Below are 20,026 nucleotides of genomic sequence, written 5' to 3' on the forward strand. Positions count from 1 at the left end.
GGGTGTCTAATATGTATGATAGAAATGTATTATTTTTAAATAGCAATCTAAAACAAGCTGAAATAGATGCAAAAAAATATATTATAGAGTTATCAAAACAAGGAAAGAAAATAGTATTACTAGATTCTTTTTGGAGTAAAGAAAAATATTCAAGGTTCATAACTTCTCCATATAAATCTAATATAGAAAAAAGGTATCATATAAAGTTATCAGTAGAAGATTTTTTACAAAAAGATAATTTAGTAGATTATATGAACAAAAAAGATATTAATATAGTAAAAATAAAATCAATAGTAGGGTTTATGAGTGCAGCAGAATTATTTCCTGTAATTATATCTAAGCTTAATACTATTGAAAGTGATGAGAATATTCATGTTTTAGTGAATGATTATATTTTAGATAATTTAGAATGGAGTCAGGTAAAAGATGCTATTTATTCAGTAGATAAAAATAAAATCAAATTTATAATATTATCATCGAAAGATGAAATAGGTAAAGAAATAGTAGAAAAATATGAATCTATTATTAACAATTAATTAATTTATGTCTAAAAATATTAAACTAATTATAAATTGGGTATATTAATACTGATATTTTTAGAAAGGTTGATTAGATGAATAATATGTACATTAATATAGAATTTAAAAAGAGTGGAAAAACTGTGAAAACTTATCCAGGATATACATTATTACAAATTGCTCGTGCAAATAAAATACCTATATTATCCCCCTGTGGTGGAAATGCATTATGTGGAGGCTGTAGAGTAAAAGTACTTGAGGGGAATGATATTATTGATGTAAGTGCTGAAGAATATAATAAATTATCTGATGAGCAAATAGAAGATAACTGGAGGTTATCTTGTAGTTTTATTCCATATAAAGATATTGTAGTAGATGCTTAGGTATTATCTCAATAATTTAAGATAATTTTTAAAGTTTTGTAAATACTGAGATTTCGACAATTATAGCAGCTTTTTCATGTTATAATCGTTTTAATATTTACTTTGAGATATAAGGAGGCATTTATATGATTATTAATAAAAGAGAAATAGCAAAGGAATATTATAATAGTCTATTAGAACTAAAAGATACTGAAAGTTATATAACAAGAAAACTATACAAAAAAACTTGTAAAATAGACAAACATAAATTTATTGAAGAATATCCTATTTCAACTTTAGAAATTGTAAGTTATAGAACGTTCTGGGAATTATTATTAGAATTAAATATAGTAAAAAATCCATTTCATTTAGATAATCCAAATGCCGATGAATTTGAAATTAAATTAAAAAGGATATTAGATTCATTAATTTATGATAAAACAAGCAAATATAATGTAGATGATATAGTTTCTATATTTAGAGAATATAAACTTTCTGCATAATCCCCTTATATAAGGGGATTATTTTTTTGGAAATAAATTAAAACTTTAGTATAATTATATTATAAATTTTTTGGAGGTACAAAATGAGTAGAAAAATAATTTTCTTTGGTGATATAAATAATAATTTTAAAAATAAATTAATAGATGAGGCAAGAAAATACATAAGTAATAATAATTGTGAAAAAATGAATTACATACTTCCCTCTAGAGACTTGCTTATGAAATATAGAAAATTATTATTGAGTGAAGTTAAAGGAGCATTTAACTTAAATGTAATAACATTTGATGACATAGTAGATAAATTAATTGATAAATCAATTTATACTGAGATACAAGATATAGCAAAGAAAATAATATTAAAAGATATATTAAAAAAATTAGAGCAACAAGGAAAAATTAAATATTATAAAGATATAATAAAAAATGATAGTTTTATAGAATCTTTAATTTATATAATAGGTGAAATAAAAAGATCTTTAGTAAAATCTGAAGATATAAAGGTTGAAGAAAATCAACATATAAAGTTCAAAGAGATATTTTATATTTATAAAGAATATCAATTATTTTTATATAACAATAATTTATTAGATAAAGAAGAAGTTTTTTTAAAATCAATAAATAATTTCGAAAAAAATAAAAGTGCTTTTGAAAACTTAGAATTAATAATAATAGATGAGTTTTTTGACTTTAGATCACAAGAATTTGAAATGATTAAGCAATTGTCCAAAATGAATATAGATATTTTAATAAACATTCCATATAAAACAGATAAAGAATATATAACTATAAGAAAAACAATAGAAAGATTAGAAGATTTAGGTTTTATATTAAAACAAAAGGAAAATGACCAAAAAGATTTATTTGATAAATTAGGAATTGAATTATTTTCTAATAAAAAGAATGAAAATGTTGATACTAGTAAAATAAATATAATAAGAGCAGATAATTTGAATTTGGAAATTATGAAAATAGCTAATGATATAAAAGAGGATGTACTAGGTAAAATACTTCCAAATAAAATAGCTGTTATTACTGATGATTTAAATAATTATGGTAAATTGATGAGAGAAAAGTTAAATAGTTATAATATACCTTGTAATTTAGATAAAAAAGAAAAAATGTTTAATATACCTATAGCAAGAGATATATTAAATATATTAGATTTAATAAATGATAATAATATAAGAAATGTAGTTAAAGTATTAAAGTCACCTTATTTAAATATAGATTATAATATATCTGAAGAAATTATAGAGAAGAGATTAAATTATCTATACGACAATTATAACGAAAGTAATGTTCATATTGCAATATCTAAAGAAAAGGAAAAATTAAATTATTTAATAAATGCATCTAATGACAAAAAACATAATCAACAATTAGAAACTATCCAAATAATAGAATCTGAAATTAATATATTATTAGAAAAAATACCTGAGTTAAATTCAATAAGATATCCACAAGATATTATAAAAGTGCTAAACACTTTATTAATAGATTATAAAATAAAAGATAATATAGAAGAATTATATCAGTTACATAAGGATGAAGATATATATTATAGAGATGTAGCCTTTATTAATAATTTAAATATGATATTTGAAAAATTGGAAACTTATACTGATATTATTCCAAATAATAATTTTGATATAAAATACTTTATGAATTTATTAAAAGACTTGTTTAAAGAGGAAGAAATAATAATAAAAGAAAAAGATAAGAATGGAGTACATATAATAAGCCCTTCATTATCAAGAGGATTGGAGTTTGAAAATATATATATATTAGGATTAAGTGAAGGTAATTATCCTAAAACAAAGAAAAATAATTGGTTTTTTAATAAGAAAAACATGAATTTATTAAATAGAAAAGGGATTATATATCCATCTAATAGAGAAATATATGATAAAGAGAAATTATTATTTGCTATATCAATTTCTAGAGCAAAATCAAAATTAGTACTATCATATTGTAATGAAAATACATCTGAACTTTCAATACCATCTATTTTTATAGAGGAAGTATCTAAAAATATAGGTTTAGATGATAAATATATAGAAAATATAAACAGTGATTATATATTTAAAAAAGATTTAATAAATCTATATAATAATGAAGAATTACTTCAAAATATATTATATAGATATTCCAAAGGTGAAGATATGTCTCGTGAAATTAATATGTATAATACTATAGATAAATATGCTATATCTAAAATAATGAGCAATATTAATGTAGAGTTTAAAAGAAATTCCCATGAATTTAGTGAATTTGATGGAAATATTAATGAAGAATATAATTTTATTGATAAAACATTTAGTATAACTAGTCTTGAAACATATGGACAATGTCCTATGAAATACTTTTTTAAATATGTATTAAATATTAATGAGGAAGAAAAAGAGAAAGATTTTGACAATAGGGATAAAGGAAATATTTATCACATGGTATTAGCAGAATTTTATTCTAGATATAAAAATAAAATTTATGATTATATTGATAATAAAATTGTTGAAATTAAAAATATAGAAGATATTGTAACTAAAATACTTATAAGGATAGTAAAAAATGAATTACAAATAAAAAATATAAATAAAATGTGGAATTTAAGAATAGAGTTTATGAAAAAAGTTATTTTAGAGTTTTTATATCAAGATTTAAATAGATTAAAAGAAAAGCAAATTTATCCTAAATTTTTTGAATATAAATTTGGTTATAAAGAAGATTTCATTTTAGAAACTGAATATTTTAATGTGAAATTATTAGGAAAAATAGATAGAATAGATATAAAAGATGAAAAAATAATAATATATGATTATAAAACTTCTCAGGGATTAAAATTAAAAGATATTGAGAAAGGGACAAGCCTTCAATTACCTATATATTTAATGGCTATGAAGAAGAGAGGTTATGAAATATTATCAGGAGGATATATAGTTTTAAATGATAAAAAGTATATAAATATTTTAGCTAAAAAAGAGTCTAAAGATATACTAGGTGAAAAGAAAACTTTAAATGAAGAAAAATGGCAGGATATTATAGAAATAACTAAAGACAAAATCAATAGATATATTCATGGTATAAAATCAGGTGATTTTTTTGTAAAGCCTCAAGAATGTAGCCCTTATTGCCCTTATAAAGAAATATGTAGATACAATAAGGAAAGAATAGATGGGAAGGATGTAGAGTATGATAAAACTTACAGAGAGCCAGAAACAAGCTATTAATACAATAAATGAAAATTTAGCTGTAAATGCAGGAGCAGGAAGTGGAAAAACAAAAGTTTTAGTAGATAGATATATAAAAATTTTAGAAAATGGCAATCTAGATAAATATAGCGAAATTGAATCTATTGTTGCTATTACATTTACTAAAAAAGCCCAAGGTGAAATGAAAGAACGAATTAGAAAAAGAGTAATAGAAAAAATAGAAGAAGAATCTAAAGAAAAAGAGTATTGGAAAAGAATATATGAAGACTTAGAAATGGCTAATATATCAACAATTCATGCGTTTTGTTCAAAGATGTTGAGTGAAAATCCTATTGAAAGTAGTGTACAACCAAATTTTAAGATATTAGAAGAATATGAAAAGAATAAATTTATTGAAGAAATTTTAAATGATATATTTACTGTACAAATAGAGAAAGACAATCAAATATATAAATTTTTACAGTATTTCACTCCTTTTTCTATAGAAGAAAGTATGCATACGGACAATATAATACAGACCTTAAAAAAAATCTATTTAGATATAAGAACTACAGGTAAGGATATAAATTATATAGAAAATTTAACCCTTGAAAATATTGAGAATTTGAAAATAGATTCTTCAAACTTAGGTGATATAAAAGAAAAAGTATTATATTTAATAGAAAATTCACGTAAAAATTCAAAGTTAGCTAAATTAAAAAATGATGAAATATGGTTAGAGTTTTATAATAAACAGAGTAATGAAATAAAAAAAGAAGATTTATTTAATATTGCATATATAAAGGAAAATCTAGGAAAAAACAAGAAGTTACAAGAGAATATAGATGAAGTCAAAGGTGTTATTAATAATTTATTAGTAATGTTAGAAAAATTAAATAAAGATATATATATATTTACTTTTTATATACTAAAATTATTAGACAAAAAATATAGTGAAAAAAAACAAAAATTATCTAAATTAGATTATGAAGATTTACAAATATTGACTTTACAATTATTTGATAATAAAAATATACTAAATCATTATATAAATAAATTTAAATATATAATGATAGATGAATTTCAAGATACAGATAATTTACAAAAAAATATATTATATAAATTATGTTCATTAAATAAAGCTTTAGATAGAAATAATTTATTTGTAGTTGGTGATCCTAAGCAATCTATATATAGATTTAGAGGGGCAGATGTATCAATATTTGATAAAGTTTCAAAGGATATCTCTAATAAAAATGACGAATTAATAATTAATTTAGATGATAATTTTAGAACTGTAAACACAATAATGAAAGTAATAAATGACTTCTTTATAAAATTAATGGGAGGTAAATATCAAGTACTTAATTCAAATAAATCTACTGAGAATGAAATAGATGTGGAAATTTTAAAGAATGATGAAATTGAAATTCCAAATGATGAAAATAAAAGTGAATATAACAAAAAAATTGAAGCTGATTTAATAGCTAAAAGAATTAAGCTATCAGTTGATAAAGGAGAATATAATTATAGGGATTTTGCAATGCTTTTTAGAAGTATGACAGATATTTCATTATATGAATCAGCTTTTAAAAAATATAATATACCTTTTTCAAATTTTTCTGGTGAAGGGTTGCTATATTTAGAACAGATAGTAGATATAATGAATGCATTGAAAGCTATTAATAATAATGATGATATAATTTCTTTTATAGGCTTTTTAAGATCATCTATGATAGGAGTTTCAGATAGTACATTATATAAACATTTTTATTACTATGAAGATTTTATAGAAAACAAAGAAAAGGATAAATTAGAATTTGCTTATTCAATTATAAAAAGATTTAATAAGCTTAAAAAAATATTAAGGGTAGACGAATTATTAATAGAACTTTTAAAAACAACTAAATTTAAAGAAACTTGCTTGCTATTAGATGATAATATACAAAAGATATCTAATATAGAGAAGTTTATTGATTTTACAAAAAAATTAGTATATGAAGAAAATCTAGAGTTAAATGAATTTATAAAATATATAGATGACTTTAAAAAATATGGACAAGATATTGAAAAAGACAATGTGAATAGTTTAGATTCTAAAGGTGTAAGTATTATGACTATTCATAAATCAAAGGGTTTACAGTTTAAAGTAATAATTATACCTCAAACTTCAAAACCTTTTAGAAATAATAATTCAGATATTTTATTCTCAAAATATAAAGGCTTAGGCATAAAGCATATAGATGAAAATCAAAAAAAATCAAAGGAATTATCATTTATTTATTCTAATATATTAGAAAATGAAATCATTGAAGACTTTGAAGAAAATAAAAGAATATTGTATGTGGCTATGACTCGTGCTGAAGAAAAGCTAATACTTGGATCTCAATCTTTAGGAAGAAATTATAAAAATTCTTTTAAATCAATGATAGAAGAAAATATATCTACTGAAAATATAAAATATATAAATAATATAGATTTAGAATATGAGAAAATATCAAGAGTAAAGAACTTTCAAGAAAGTCATTTGAAAAAAAGAGATATAGATACAAATATATTTCCTTTAATTAATATAAATAATAGTATAAAAAAGAAATTTGAAACATTAAGTATAAGTGCTTATATGAAATTTAAAAATTGTCAGAGAAGCTTTTATTATGAATATTATAAAAAAAGTCCTGTAATTAATTTTAATAACTCTAAAGGTAATATGAATAATACATTATCTAGTATTGAAAAAGGAGTTTTAGTTCATAGAATATGTGAATTATATAATCCAGACATAGATAAGTATAATTTAATTAAAAAGGTTTTTCAAGAAAAAAATATAAATATTACAGCAGATAAAATAAATGAAATTCTACCATATATAAATAATTACATAGACATGAATGACTTTCATAATAAAAAGCAATACAATGAAATTCATTTTTATTATAATATATTAGATATTAAATTATCCGGTGTTATTGATAAAATAATAGTTGATGGTAATAGAGCAACGATAATTGACTTTAAAACTAATGATGTAAAAAATAAAAAATATATATTAGAGCAATATTCTACACAAATGCAATTATATACTTCAGTTGTAAAGGATCTATATAAAATTAATGTGGAAAAAGCTAGAATTATGTTACTTAAAACAGGAGAATATATGGATATTGATATATCAGAAGATGCTTTAAACGAGAACTTGAATAAAATAAAAAAATTTATTACTTTTGTAAACACGCATAATGAAGAATTATATTATAGTAAAAATACAGACAAATGTATATATTGTAATCATCAAAAAAACTGTAAATAAAAAATATTCTAAAAAATTAAAGGAATTTAATAATTTATGTAGAATATATATTAAGTAAAGAAATTTTCAAATAAATAATAGGAGGAGTGATAATTTATGGATTATGGGTGGCTAGCCATTATTCCACCACTAGTAGCAATAGTATTAGCATTTATCACAAAAAGGGTATTAATTTCTTTATTTATAGGTATATTTACAGGAGGACTTATAATTTCTGGATGGAATCCTTTTTCTGGTACTGTATATACTTTGGATACAGTAGTAGGTTCTATTACAGATGAATGGAATGCATCATTATTATTATTTAATCTACTCATGGGTTCAGGGGTAGCATTTATCTGGAGACTTGGAGGTAGTGAAGCTCTTACTGCTTGGGCAAGAAAAAAGATTAAAACGAGAAAGGCAGCTGGAATAGGGGCTTGGATACTTGGTATTGTAATATTTTTTAATGATTATGTAAATGCTGCAATAGTGGGTAATGTTTTTAGAGATATTTCAGAAGAACATAAAATATCTTCAGAAAGATTATCCTACATATTAGATTCTACTGCGGCACCAGTTGCAACATTTTTTATATCAGATTGGATAGCATTTCAAATAGGTATGGTAAAGACAGGTATGGAAACAGCAGGTATAGATAGTATACAACCATTCACAGCATATCTTTATAGTATACCGTTAAATCTTTATTGTATATTTGCAGTATTACTTGTAGGTATGCTTGTAATAACAGGAAGAGATTTTGGTCCAATGCTTAAAGCGGAACATAGGGCTGTAACAGAAGGTAAAATAGTTCGTGATGGTGCAAAACCAATGCTTGATGTTAATTATGAATTAGGTGAGCCAAAGGATACAAAACCAATGCTTATAACATTCTTTTTACCTTTAATAGTACTTGTAGGTGTTACACTATTTGGTTTTTGGTTTACAGGTAGAGGTGCAGGAGGCATAACTGATATATTGGGAGCTTCTGATCCAGCAAAAGCTTTACTTTGGGGAGCATTTGCAATGTCTATAACTGGTATAGTAATGGCACTTTCCACAAAAATAATGACATTATCTGAAGCAATGGATACTTTTGTAGATGGTCTTAAGCTTATGTTACTTGCTTGTGTAATTCTTGTAATGGCATGGAGTTTAGGGTCAATAACTGCAGAGATGAAATTAGATGAATTCATAGTAAAAGCAATACCTCCGAATTTACCATTTGTATTTGTACCAATGTTAATATTTGGTTTAGGTATGCTTATTTCATTTGCAACAGGTACATCTTGGGGAACTATGACAATACTTACCCCTATAGCTATACCACTTGCTTATGCATTAACTAATGATGCATATTTATCTGTAGCTATGGCTGGAGTAGTATTTTCAGGAGCTATATTTGGAGATCATTGTTCACCAATATCAGATACAACTGTACTTGCATCAATATTTTCAGGAGCAGACCATATAGATCATGTTTCAACACAAGTACCTTATGCAATAACTACAGCAATAGTTGCAGTATTTATGTATCTATTATGGGGACAATTTAACATAACACCATTAATACTTATACCACTTGGAATAACTTTATTATTTGGTCTTATGTACTGGTTATCTAAATTATCTAGAAAGAAATATGGTATAAATCCTAAAACTAAGAGAAAAATCAGAAAGAAAGAAAATATATAAATATAAATATAAATGATACCTTAATTTAAGGTATCATTTATATTTATTTAGACTCTCTAAATATATTATTGACTTCTATAATTAATAGAATTAAACTATATATAGAAGATATATGAAGGGGAGATGAAAATGTTAAGAAAATTTGCATCATATTATAAGCCACACAAAAAGCTATTTATATTAGATATGGTATGTGCTTTTTTTATGGCTTTGATTGATTTAGTATTTCCTATGGTAACACGTGAGTTAACTAATGATATTATACCAAACGGAAAAATGAGGGAATTATATATAATTACAGGAACTTTAATTTTACTTTTTATATTAAGAGCATTGTTTAATTATATAGTAGATTATTGGGGACATGTTGTTGGTGCAAGAATGGAAGCAAATATGCGAAAAGATTTGTTTTCTCACCTTCAAACATTACCTTTTAGTTATTTTGATAAAGTAAGAACAGGTCATATTATGTCTAGAATAGTAAATGATTTAAGAGAAATATCAGAGTTAGCTCATCATGGTCCTGAGGATTTATTTTTATCAGTTATAATGCTAATAGGATCTTTTATTTTAATGTTTACTATAAATGTTCCACTTACATTAGTAGTATTTATATTTGTACCTTTAATGTTATTTTTTGCGTTGAAAAAAAGGAAGAAAATGAATGAAGCATTTAGAGAAGTGAAAAGAAAAATAGCTAATGTAAATGCTCAAGTTGAAGATAGTATATCTGGTATAAGGGTATCTAAATCTTTCACAAATGAAGAATATGAAATGTATAAATTTGAATTAGGGAATAGAGAGTTTAAAGATTCACGAGAATATGCATTTAAATCTATGGCAGAATTCTTTACAGGAATGAATTTTTTAATAAATATGTTGAATTTAGTTGTTGTAAGTGTAGGAGGTATTTTTATATATAATGGTACTATGAATATACCTGACTTATTGGCATTTTTATTATTTATAAATTTCTTTATGCAACCAATTAGGAGACTTACTCAATTTACACAGCAGTTTCAATCAGGCATGACTGGCTTTGAAAGATTTTTACAAATATTAGAAGTTAAACCTGATATAATTGATTCTAATGATGCAATGGAGTTAGATAATGTTAAAGGGGATATAAAATTTGAGGATGTAACATTTTCGTATGATGAAGAAGAAACAGTGCTTGCAGGAATGAATTTAGATATAACTAGTGGAAAAACATTGGCACTTGTAGGGCCTTCAGGTGGTGGAAAATCAACTTTGTGTAACTTAATTCCAAGATTTTACGAAGTAGATAAAGGAAGTATAACTATTGATGGTATAGATATAAAGGATATCAAAATAAAATCATTAAGAGAACATATTGGATTTGTACAACAAGATGTGTTTTTATTTACTGGTACTATTGAAGAAAATATTCTTTATGGTAGATCAGATGCTACACATGAGGAAGTTATAAAAGCAGCAAAAAGTGCTAATATTCATGATTTTATTATATCATTACCTAATGGATATAAAACATATATTGGAGAAAAAGGAGTTAGATTATCTGGTGGACAAAAGCAAAGAATTTCTATAGCTAGAGTTTTCCTTAAAAATCCACCAATATTAATACTTGACGAGGCAACTAGTGCTTTAGATAATGAAACTGAAATAAAAATACAAAAAGCATTAGAAGAATTATCTAAGGGACGAACAACTATAGTAATAGCTCATAGATTGTCTACAATCAAAAATGCAGATAAAATTGTAGTACTAACAGATAAAGGAATAGAAGAAGTAGGTACACATGAAGACTTAATTGATAATAAAGGATTATATTCTAAATTATATAAATCACAATTTAAAGGATATATTCCTGATGAAGTAGCATAAATATAGTTAAAAATTAAAATTTAGGGGTATAAAGAAGTAAAAGATGAGGGGAAGTGTTCTAATGGCTTCAGTATCTAGTACTTCAAGAAGTAAAAGAAGAATACATGGTAGTTTTGTTGAAAGGAATAGACAAGTATTAAGTACCATAGGGGTAAAAAGGGTGGAGGCTACAAGCAAGACTGAAAATAATATTTCTTATTCTAATGCCAATCACCTTATAGCATCAGATCAATTTTATGATAATTTAGAAAGGCTACAAGAGCATTATTATAGGTTTTATCACAATGAAATAAGTCTCGAAAAGGAAATTAAAGCACTTCAAAGGAATAATAGTTATGGAGCATACAATATGAAAAAACTATTAGAAAAATATAATAAAACTTTAGAGTCCTTAGAGATAATAGATAAAGAGTTTAATACGACTTATAATATTAAGATAAAAAACATAGTAAAAAACTATAAAGAACAATTGTTTAAAATTGGTATAAGCATTGAAAACAAGGAAATATTAAAGCTAGATACTTATAAGTTTATAGACAGTATTAAAACCTTAGAAAAACTAGAGAGTTCTTTAAAACCTTTAAAGGAATTAATGGAAGTTTTATATTATGAATTTAAATCTATAAAAATACCTGATATTAGTAATGATTCTAAAGGATATACTCATAATGATATTGAATATTCCGGGATACTAATAGATAAAAAATATTAATAAGCATAATATATTCACAAAAAAATCTTCTTCACATAATATATATTGAAGGAAAAAATGTAGAGGAGGATTTTTTTATGAATGGAACTATACCTTATCCTGATATTTACAGAAAGCTTTATCCTAAAGTAGAAGATACTATAATGAAATACTATCCATATAGTGATATGGATGAAATGCCAACAGAAGAAGAATTAGAGAAAATGATAGACGAGATATATGATGATATGATAAAAGAGTATCCTGAAATAGAGGAGGACATAAGGGAAAGACGTGTTATGAGCAGGGGAGTAAATATGCAAAGACCTTATTATGGAAGGCGAAGAATATTTAGAGACTTTATATCTTTAATATTATTAGGGTCACTATTTAATAGACGTAGAAGACCTTATTATCCAAGATATAGAGATCGTGATTACTATAATTATCCTGGTTATGGAAGTCCATATTATTAAAATATAACTGCTAAGATTATAATCTTAGCAGTTATATTTTTTACTTAATTTTTCAATTAAATCTATATATTTTTTTCTTTTTTCTATATTTTCTTGTTTTTGTTCTAAGATTTCAAATTCTTTATTCATTTTATTTATAGTTTCTTTAGGTAGATGAGTTATAGCATATTTGTAAATCACATTATCCTCTTTAAGGATATGGTTATTTAGTAAATTTGCATATCCTATAGCATTTGCAATTATATCTACTTTGGATTCGGTATTACCGCTTTTATATTTTTTTATAGCTATTTCCAAGTTCATAATAAAACTTCTTGCATAATCATGCTCGATGAACATCCCTCTAACAGGTCCTTCACCTATATCAGAAGATAAATCTTCTTGCATATATTTAAATAGCATTTCTTCTTCTTTACCATGATGATATTTATCTGCGTAATTTCTGATAAAATCAATAATTTTTGAAAAATCATCTATCTCTACTTTATTTCCTTCTACCATATTTACACAAATACACCTAATGATTTTTAAAACTCTTTTTATATTATTATGTTCATTGACTAAAACATCTATTGAATTCATAAACTATCTCCTTTCAAAAATTGTTCCTAATATAATTATACCAATAATTAAGAATTTTAATTGTGATATTTATCATATTATTTTAAAAAAATTAAATTTGGGCTACATTTTTAGTTGACATTGTTAGTGATGTAGTGTACTATTGATATATAACATTGAAACTCTTGGAGGGATTACATGGATTTTAATTGTGATATTTATTATTGACATTGTTAGTGACATAGTGTACTATTGATATATAACAATAAAACCCTTGGAGGGATTATATGGATTTTAATAATAATATACCTATTTATATTCAGATAATGAACTATATAAAGAGACTTATAGCAAAAGGGGAATTAAAAAATGGAGATAAGATAATATCAGTACGAGACATGTCAGAAAAATTTAAAGTTAATCCAAACACAGTGCAAAGAGCATATAGTGAACTTGAAAGGTCAAATATTACTTTCACAAAAAGAGGTATGGGTACATTTGTGACTGAAGATAAGGGAATAATGTTTAATTTAAAAGATGAATTATGTAAAGAAATAATAAGTTCCTTTTTGGATAATATGAAGGAATTAGGTTTTAATAAAACCGAAATAGTTAATATAATAAATGAAGAATTAGAAAGGGGAAATTAATTTGAGTAATATTGTTGAAATGAAAAATTTAACGAAAAAATACATGAAAAAAACTGCCTTAAAAGATGTGAATCTAAATATTGAAAAAGGTAAGATAATTGGACTTCTAGGACCAAATGGTAGTGGGAAAACTACTATGATTAAAATTCTTATGGGGATACTTACACAATCTAAAGGAGAAGTATATATTGCAGGAAAGAAACCAGGAACAGAAACTAAATCTATGGTGTCATATTTACCTGATAGAAATTTTTTATATAAATGGATGAAGATAAAAGACGCTATTGATTTATTTGATGATTTTTATAATGACTTTGATAGAGAAAAAGCAAAAAGACTTTTAGAATTTATGGAGTTAGAAGAAAATATGAAAGTAACAAAGCTATCTAAAGGAATGCAAGAAAAGTTGAATTTAACATTAGTATTATCAAGAAATGCAAAATTATATATATTAGATGAGCCTATTGCAGGAGTAGATCCTGTGGCAAGAGAAAAGATACTAGATGCTATAATTAATAATTATAATGAAGATAGTTCAATGTTAATAACTACTCACTTAGTACATGATCTTGAAAGAGTGTTTGAAGAAGTGGCATTTCTTAAAAATGGTGAAATAGTTTTAAATGGAAATGTGGAAAGTTTAAGAAATGAAAGAAATATGTCTGTAGATGAATTATATAGGGAGGTTTTTAAGTAATGTTAAATTTAATGAAATATGAAATTAGAGGTAGTACTAAATTTATTTCAGTTGTAGTAATAACACTTACACTTTTAAGTTTGTTTACTTACTTAACAGCTGATGTAGATACTGTAGGAAGAACAATATTTTTAACTACACTAGGATTTATTGGAGGGAATGTAGCTATACTATTTTACTTTGTAAGTTCATTTAGTAAAGAAGTATATGAAGATAGAGGGTACCTTACTTTAACTTTACCTGTATCAGGAAATTCTATTGTATTATCTAAATTAATCGTAACTATTTTTTGGTATGCAGTATATACTTTAATACAATTAATATTTGTTTACTTTATATTAAATAAATATTCAAATTTAATTGAACAACCAATATTAACAACTATACTCAGAGATGTGAATAAATTTTTATTAACTCCAGAATTTATTATAGTTGCATTATTAGGTATTTTAGATTCAATAATATTTGTTATGAGTGTTTATTTTTCTATAGCTATAAGTAAAGCAGCTCTAGGGGTTAAAAAGATTGGTAAGTTTATATCATTTATAGTATTTATAGCAATTACTGCAGCTACATCTTATATCGATTATTTGTTGATAACATATCTACCGTTAAATATAACAATAAATAGTGAAGCTTTACAAAAAAACCTTACTTTTAATAATGTTAATTTAGATATGAGTACAATGTCAGAAGCACTTTCTATAAATATACCTTCATTAATATTTACTTTAATACTCTTTGTAGCATTTTTATTTACTACAGGATATATATTAGAACGTAAAATAGATCTATAAGATAAAATCTTATAGATCTATTTTTTTACTTGACAGTATAAATAGAAGTATATTATCATAGTAAATACCTAATTGATAGATATTATCAAAAAATATACAATATCAATTAATGAATATATAATAATTAGGAGGGTACTATGAAAAAAATAATATTAATTTTCACGTTATTTTTAACTTCACTATTAGCCATAGGTTGTAGTGATGAGTCATCTGTAGAAGATTCAGATACAACAAGTTCAAAAAATCAAGAAAGTAAGGGAGCTGTTAATGTATATACAGATAGACATTATGATACAGATGAATCTTTATATGAAGCATTCACAGAAGATACAGGGATAGAAGTTAATATAGTAAAAGCAAAATCAGATGAATTAATTGAAAGGCTATCTAGAGAAGGGGAATCTACAGAAGCTGATGTACTTATAACTGCTGATGCTGGAAGATTGCATAGAGCAAAGTCTAAAGATTTACTTCAATCGGTAGAGAGTGATGTTTTATCACAAAATGTTCCTGAAAACTTAAAAGATGTAGATAATACATGGTATGGGTTAACAATTAGAGGAAGAGTTATAGTTTATTCAGAGGAAAGAGTTAGTCCTGAAGAATTATCCACATATCAAGACTTAACTTCAGATAAGTGGAAAGAAAAAATATTAGTTAGATCATCTTCAAACATATATAATCAATCATTATTAGCTTCATTTATTGAATTATATGGAGAGAAAGAAGCAGAAAAATGGGCAGAAGGTATAGTTAATAATATGGCTAGAAAACCACAAGGAAATGATAGAGATCAAGCTAAAGCTATAGTAGCTGGAGAAGGTGATTTAGCAATAATGAATACTTACTATATAGGCAAAATGTTAAATTCTTCTGATCCAGAAGAAGTGGAAGTTGCAAATAAAATAGGTGTGTTTTTCCCTAATAAAGAAACTGAGGGTACACATATAAATGTAAGTGGAGCAGGAATAACAAAAAATTCTAAAAATAAAGAAAATGCTTTAAAATTAATTGAATTTTTATCTGGTGAAAAAGCTCAAAAAGAATTCGCTGAAGCAAATTATGAATATCCAGTTAATAAAAATGTAGAACCATCAGAATTACTAAAGTCTTGGGGAAATTTTAATGCTCAAGATATAAACTTATCAATATTAGGAGAATATAACTCTGAAGCTGTTAAAATATTTGATAGAGTTGGTTGGAAGTAATATATTAATTTTTATGAATTTGCTATAGGAAGTGTAAAGATGAAATTAATGAGTCGAATGAAGAATCATATAAATGCTTGGTCAGTAATAAGTACTATAATTATATTAATTATAGTAGTAACCAATTTAAATATAATACAAAATTTATTTAATGGTCCTAATGAAAATTGGACCCATATAAAAGAATATTTATTAAAAGATTATTTGATAAATACTACTAAATTAATCGTTTTTACTGGTTTAATTAGTATGATATTAGGCACTAGTCTAGGATGGATTGTAACTGTATTTGAATTCCCTTTAAGGAAATTCATGAAATGGACTTTAGTTCTTCCTATGGCTATACCATCATATATTGGAGCATATACTTATAGTGGAATATTAGATTATACAGGAACAATACAAACGTTTTTACGAGAAACCTTAAAAATTAGTGTAGATCAAAAATATTTTGATATTATGAATATTAATGGAGCAGTATTTATATTTTCAATATTTCTTTATCCATATATATATTTGATAACTAGATCATTTTTAGAGAAACAATCTTATGATTTGATAGAAAACGGTAGAATATTAGGCAATTCTCAATTTAAAATATTTTTAAAAATATTATTACCAATATCTAGACCAGCTATAATTGGTGGAGTTAGTTTAGTAATTCTAGAAGTTTTAAATGACTATGGAGTTGTAAAGTATTTTGGGATTCCAGCCTTTAGTACAGCTATATTTAAAGCTTGGTTTTCTATGGGAGATATAGATTCTGCAATCCGTCTTTCTTCTATTTTATTAATGATTGTATTTTTAACTTTTATTATAGAAAAATTAATAAGAGGACGAAGAAAATATAGTTTTAGCAATTCAAAAATAAGGCCTATAAATAGACAAAAATTAAAAGGGTTTAAGAAGTGGGTTGTATTTTCATATAGTTTAATAGTTCTTTCGTTAGGTTTTATTATACCTACATTGCAACTAATACAGTGGAGTATAATGTCCTTTAGAAATGTATTAGATTTTGAATTTATAAAATTAATAATGAACTCTTTATTTGTTTCAATAATTTCAACTTTAATAATACTTTTTATTGCAATAATCATATCAAATTTTACTCGAATAGAAAAAGGTATAATATCAAAAATATATTCTAAAATAACATCTATAGGATACTCTATTCCAGGAGCAGTAATTGCAATGGCTGTAATATTGTTATTAGTTAAAGTAGACAATATACTTTATAATATATATGGATTATTTGGAGAACAGTCTTCTAAATTAATTTTAAGTACAAGTTTATTTATGTTGATATTTGCTTATGTAATTAGATTTTTAGCAATAGGATTTAATCCAATAGAATCTGGTTTTGATAAAATAGGTAAACAATTTTTTGAAGCATCACAGGTTCTTGGAAAAAATATAACTACTACTTTTTTTAAGGTAGATTTAGCTATGTTGAGACCAGCAATAATCACAGCATTTATATTGGTGTTTGTAGATATATTAAAAGAGTTACCTCTTACATTAATATTGAGACCATTTAATTTTAATACATTAGCAACAAAATCTTTTGAGTATGCAAATGATGAAATGATTCAAGAGTCATCAATTTCATCAATCATAATAATTATTATTAGTGCATTAGCTATATATGCCTTATTTAAATTAGAGAATAAGGAGGTTGATTAATTTGTTTCTAAGTATTGAACACTTATATTTTAAATATAGAAATAGTAAAAAGTATATTTTAAATGATTTCAATATGAATATAGATAGAGGAGATATTCTTTCTATACTAGGAGAAAGTGGAAGTGGAAAGAGTACTATTTTAAGATTAATTGCAGGACTGGAAGAGCCTAATAAAGGTTCAATTAAATTAAATAAACAAATATTAGCAGATGATAGTAATTATATTTTGCCTGAAAAAAGACAAATAGGTATGGTGTTTCAAGATTATGCTCTTTTTCCTCATATGACTGTTTCTAAAAATATTATTTTTGGACTAGATAGAATGAATCGAAAAGAAAAAAATAAAAGGCTTAATGAAGTGTTAAAATTAATTGATATGGTTGAATATAAAGATAGGTATCCATATGAGCTTAGTGGTGGTCAACAGCAAAGAGTTGCATTAGCTAGAGCTATAGCTCCTCAACCATCTGTATTATTAATGGATGAACCTTTTAGTAATTTAGATTCAGAATTAAAGTCTAAGATAAGGAAAGAATTAAAAAGCATACTTAATAAAGCAGATATAACTACTATTTTTGTTACTCATGATAAAGAAGATGTAAAAGCTATAGCGAATAAAGTAATTTTAATAAATAATGAAAATTCAAACCAAGATAAGTTAGTTAGTAAATTGATATAAAAACTATTAAAAAGCACAGAAGAATTTAAATTCTTCTGTGCTTTTTAATAGTTTTTAACATCATTTATTAATTCATTTATTAATGATTTTACAGATGTTATTTCATTAACTTTATAAGCGTTAGCACCTGCAAATGCAAATCCATCTTTTAAATTACCTTTTTGTGCATTTATTAATGCATCAGCTATGCAATAAGGCGCTTTATTAGGTTTACATGGTTTAAGACAATTTGATATGCATCCTTTAGGATGTCTACTTTCTAAAGAAACTTCTTCTAAAAAATTATTGTTAACTGCACGTCCTATCATACCTACAGGACTTTTTATTAGTTTAATATCATTTCTTTTAGAATTAATTATTTGTTCTTTAAATGCATAAGATGCATCGCATTCATTGGTAGCAACAAACCTAGTTCCTATTTGTACTCCAGATGCTCCAGATTGAATTAATTTAGCGATATCTTCTCCACTATAAATACCACCACCTGCAATAATAGGTATAGATTTATTATATTTTTTTTCAAAGGGTGTAATAGACTCTAATACAGAGTTAACAATATTAATTAAATTATTTTCTTCTAAATCTAAATCAGATTTTTTAAATCCTAAATGCCCTCCAGCTTTTGGTCCTTCTACTACAATAGCATCTGGAATAACATTATATTTTCTATCCCAATTTTTACAAATTATTTTTGCAGCCTTTCCCGAAGAAACTATAGGAGCAATTTTAGTATTACTGTCTTTAGTGAATTTAGGAAGATTTAAAGGTAATCCTGCACCTGAAAAAATAATATCAACTTTTGATTTTATAGATTCTTTCACTAATTCTTCGAAGTTATTAAGTACAGTCATTAAGTTAACTCCTATTATTCCATCTTGAGATATTTCTTTTGCTTTTTTTATATGTTTTTTTAAGGCTCTTATATTAGCTCCTTTTTTATTTGAAAAGTAATCAAGCTCATTAAACCCTATTTCTACTCCTGAAATCACTCCAATGCCACCATTTTTTGCTACAGTTCCAGCTAGATTAGATAAGGATACACCTACACCCATACCTCCTTGGACTATAGGAACCTTAGCAATTAAATTTCCAATTTTAAGTTTAGGTAAATTCATTATACACCTCCAAGAAATATTTAGTACCAGATACTAATACTAAGT

Annotated in this window: 17 protein-coding genes; 15 read left to right on the top strand and 2 right to left on the bottom strand. The window is 24.6% G+C overall.

All coding sequences use genetic code 11. From position 1 onward, the window contains the following. Nucleotides 1-11 precede the first annotated feature (11 nt). The 9 genes from E0D94_RS05920 (at nt 12) to E0D94_RS05960 (ending at nt 12,591) form a co-directional block, all read left to right on the top strand. Nucleotides 12-536: a hypothetical protein gene (locus tag E0D94_RS05920; RefSeq protein ID WP_130806363.1), complete on the top strand. Its 525-nt coding sequence runs from the start codon at nt 12-14 to the stop codon at nt 534-536. Between the two features lie 86 nt (nt 537-622). Beyond that, a complete protein-coding gene (locus E0D94_RS05925) occupies nt 623-901 on the top strand; it encodes a 2Fe-2S iron-sulfur cluster-binding protein (protein WP_165442881.1) in 279 nt (92 codons plus the stop codon). A 125-nt stretch (nt 902-1,026) separates the two neighbouring features. After that, nucleotides 1,027-1,383 carry a hypothetical protein gene (locus E0D94_RS05930; RefSeq protein WP_130806365.1) on the top strand — a complete coding sequence of 119 codons (357 nt, stop codon included), beginning with the start codon at nt 1,027-1,029 and terminating at the stop codon, nt 1,381-1,383. Nucleotides 1,384-1,466: 83 nt separating this feature from the next. Beyond that, complete coding sequence (locus E0D94_RS05935) at nt 1,467-4,610, top strand: PD-(D/E)XK nuclease family protein (protein ID WP_130806366.1); 3,144 nt, start codon at nt 1,467-1,469, stop codon at nt 4,608-4,610. Continuing rightward, nucleotides 4,573-7,881: a UvrD-helicase domain-containing protein gene (locus E0D94_RS05940; RefSeq protein ID WP_130806367.1), complete on the top strand. Its 3,309-nt coding sequence runs from the start codon at nt 4,573-4,575 to the stop codon at nt 7,879-7,881. The genes E0D94_RS05935 and E0D94_RS05940 overlap by 38 nt, the downstream gene beginning before the upstream one ends. A gap of 96 nt (nt 7,882-7,977) precedes the next feature. Further along, a complete protein-coding gene (locus E0D94_RS05945) occupies nt 7,978-9,558 on the top strand; it encodes a Na+/H+ antiporter NhaC family protein (RefSeq protein ID WP_130806368.1) in 1,581 nt (526 codons plus the stop codon). A 129-nt stretch (nt 9,559-9,687) separates the two neighbouring features. Further along, nucleotides 9,688-11,424, top strand: a complete 1,737-nt coding sequence (locus E0D94_RS05950) for an ABC transporter ATP-binding protein (RefSeq protein WP_130806369.1) — start codon at nt 9,688-9,690, stop codon at nt 11,422-11,424. Nucleotides 11,425-11,485: 61 nt separating this feature from the next. Beyond that, complete coding sequence (locus E0D94_RS05955) at nt 11,486-12,136, top strand: hypothetical protein (RefSeq protein WP_130806370.1); 651 nt, start codon at nt 11,486-11,488, stop codon at nt 12,134-12,136. Nucleotides 12,137-12,213: 77 nt separating this feature from the next. Then, the gene (locus E0D94_RS05960) at nt 12,214-12,591 is read left to right on the top strand and encodes a hypothetical protein (RefSeq protein ID WP_130806371.1); all 378 of its coding nucleotides are present in this window, start codon (nt 12,214-12,216) and stop codon (nt 12,589-12,591) included. Between the two features lie 24 nt (nt 12,592-12,615). Here E0D94_RS05960 and E0D94_RS05965 read toward each other — a convergent pair whose 3' ends face one another. Continuing rightward, entirely contained in the window at nt 12,616-13,173 is a 558-nt protein-coding gene (locus E0D94_RS05965) for a hemerythrin domain-containing protein (protein WP_130806372.1), read from the bottom strand. A 266-nt stretch (nt 13,174-13,439) separates the two neighbouring features. Here E0D94_RS05965 and E0D94_RS05970 point away from each other — a divergent pair, with 266 nt between their 5' ends. The 6 genes from E0D94_RS05970 (at nt 13,440) to E0D94_RS05995 (ending at nt 18,866) form a co-directional block, all read left to right on the top strand. After that, nucleotides 13,440-13,802, top strand: a complete 363-nt coding sequence (locus tag E0D94_RS05970; protein WP_130806373.1) for a GntR family transcriptional regulator — start codon at nt 13,440-13,442, stop codon at nt 13,800-13,802. Nucleotide 13,803: 1 nt separating this feature from the next. After that, the gene (locus tag E0D94_RS05975) at nt 13,804-14,499 is read left to right on the top strand and encodes an ABC transporter ATP-binding protein (RefSeq protein ID WP_130806374.1); all 696 of its coding nucleotides are present in this window, start codon (nt 13,804-13,806) and stop codon (nt 14,497-14,499) included. Continuing rightward, the gene (locus E0D94_RS05980) at nt 14,499-15,296 is read left to right on the top strand and encodes a hypothetical protein (RefSeq protein ID WP_130806375.1); all 798 of its coding nucleotides are present in this window, start codon (nt 14,499-14,501) and stop codon (nt 15,294-15,296) included. The genes E0D94_RS05975 and E0D94_RS05980 overlap by 1 nt, the downstream gene beginning before the upstream one ends. A 137-nt stretch (nt 15,297-15,433) precedes the next feature. After that, nucleotides 15,434-16,504 (top strand): Fe(3+) ABC transporter substrate-binding protein, encoded by a 1,071-nt coding sequence (locus tag E0D94_RS05985; RefSeq protein WP_130806376.1) that lies wholly within the window; start codon nt 15,434-15,436, stop codon nt 16,502-16,504. Between the two features lie 57 nt (nt 16,505-16,561). Then, the gene (locus E0D94_RS05990; RefSeq protein WP_341274559.1) at nt 16,562-18,187 is read left to right on the top strand and encodes an ABC transporter permease; all 1,626 of its coding nucleotides are present in this window, start codon (nt 16,562-16,564) and stop codon (nt 18,185-18,187) included. Nucleotide 18,188: 1 nt separating this feature from the next. Next, nucleotides 18,189-18,866, top strand: a complete 678-nt coding sequence (locus tag E0D94_RS05995) for an ABC transporter ATP-binding protein (RefSeq protein ID WP_130806377.1) — start codon at nt 18,189-18,191, stop codon at nt 18,864-18,866. Between the two features lie 44 nt (nt 18,867-18,910). Here the strand turns inward: E0D94_RS05995 and E0D94_RS06000 are convergent, their stop codons facing one another. Continuing rightward, nucleotides 18,911-19,981: an NAD(P)H-dependent flavin oxidoreductase gene (locus E0D94_RS06000; protein ID WP_130806378.1), complete on the bottom strand. Its 1,071-nt coding sequence runs from the start codon at nt 19,979-19,981 to the stop codon at nt 18,911-18,913. Nucleotides 19,982-20,026: the final 45 nt, after the last annotated feature.

This window comes from Senegalia massiliensis, from assembly GCF_900626135.1.
GTDB classification, from domain to species: domain Bacteria; phylum Bacillota; class Clostridia; order Tissierellales; family SIT17; genus Anaeromonas; species Anaeromonas massiliensis.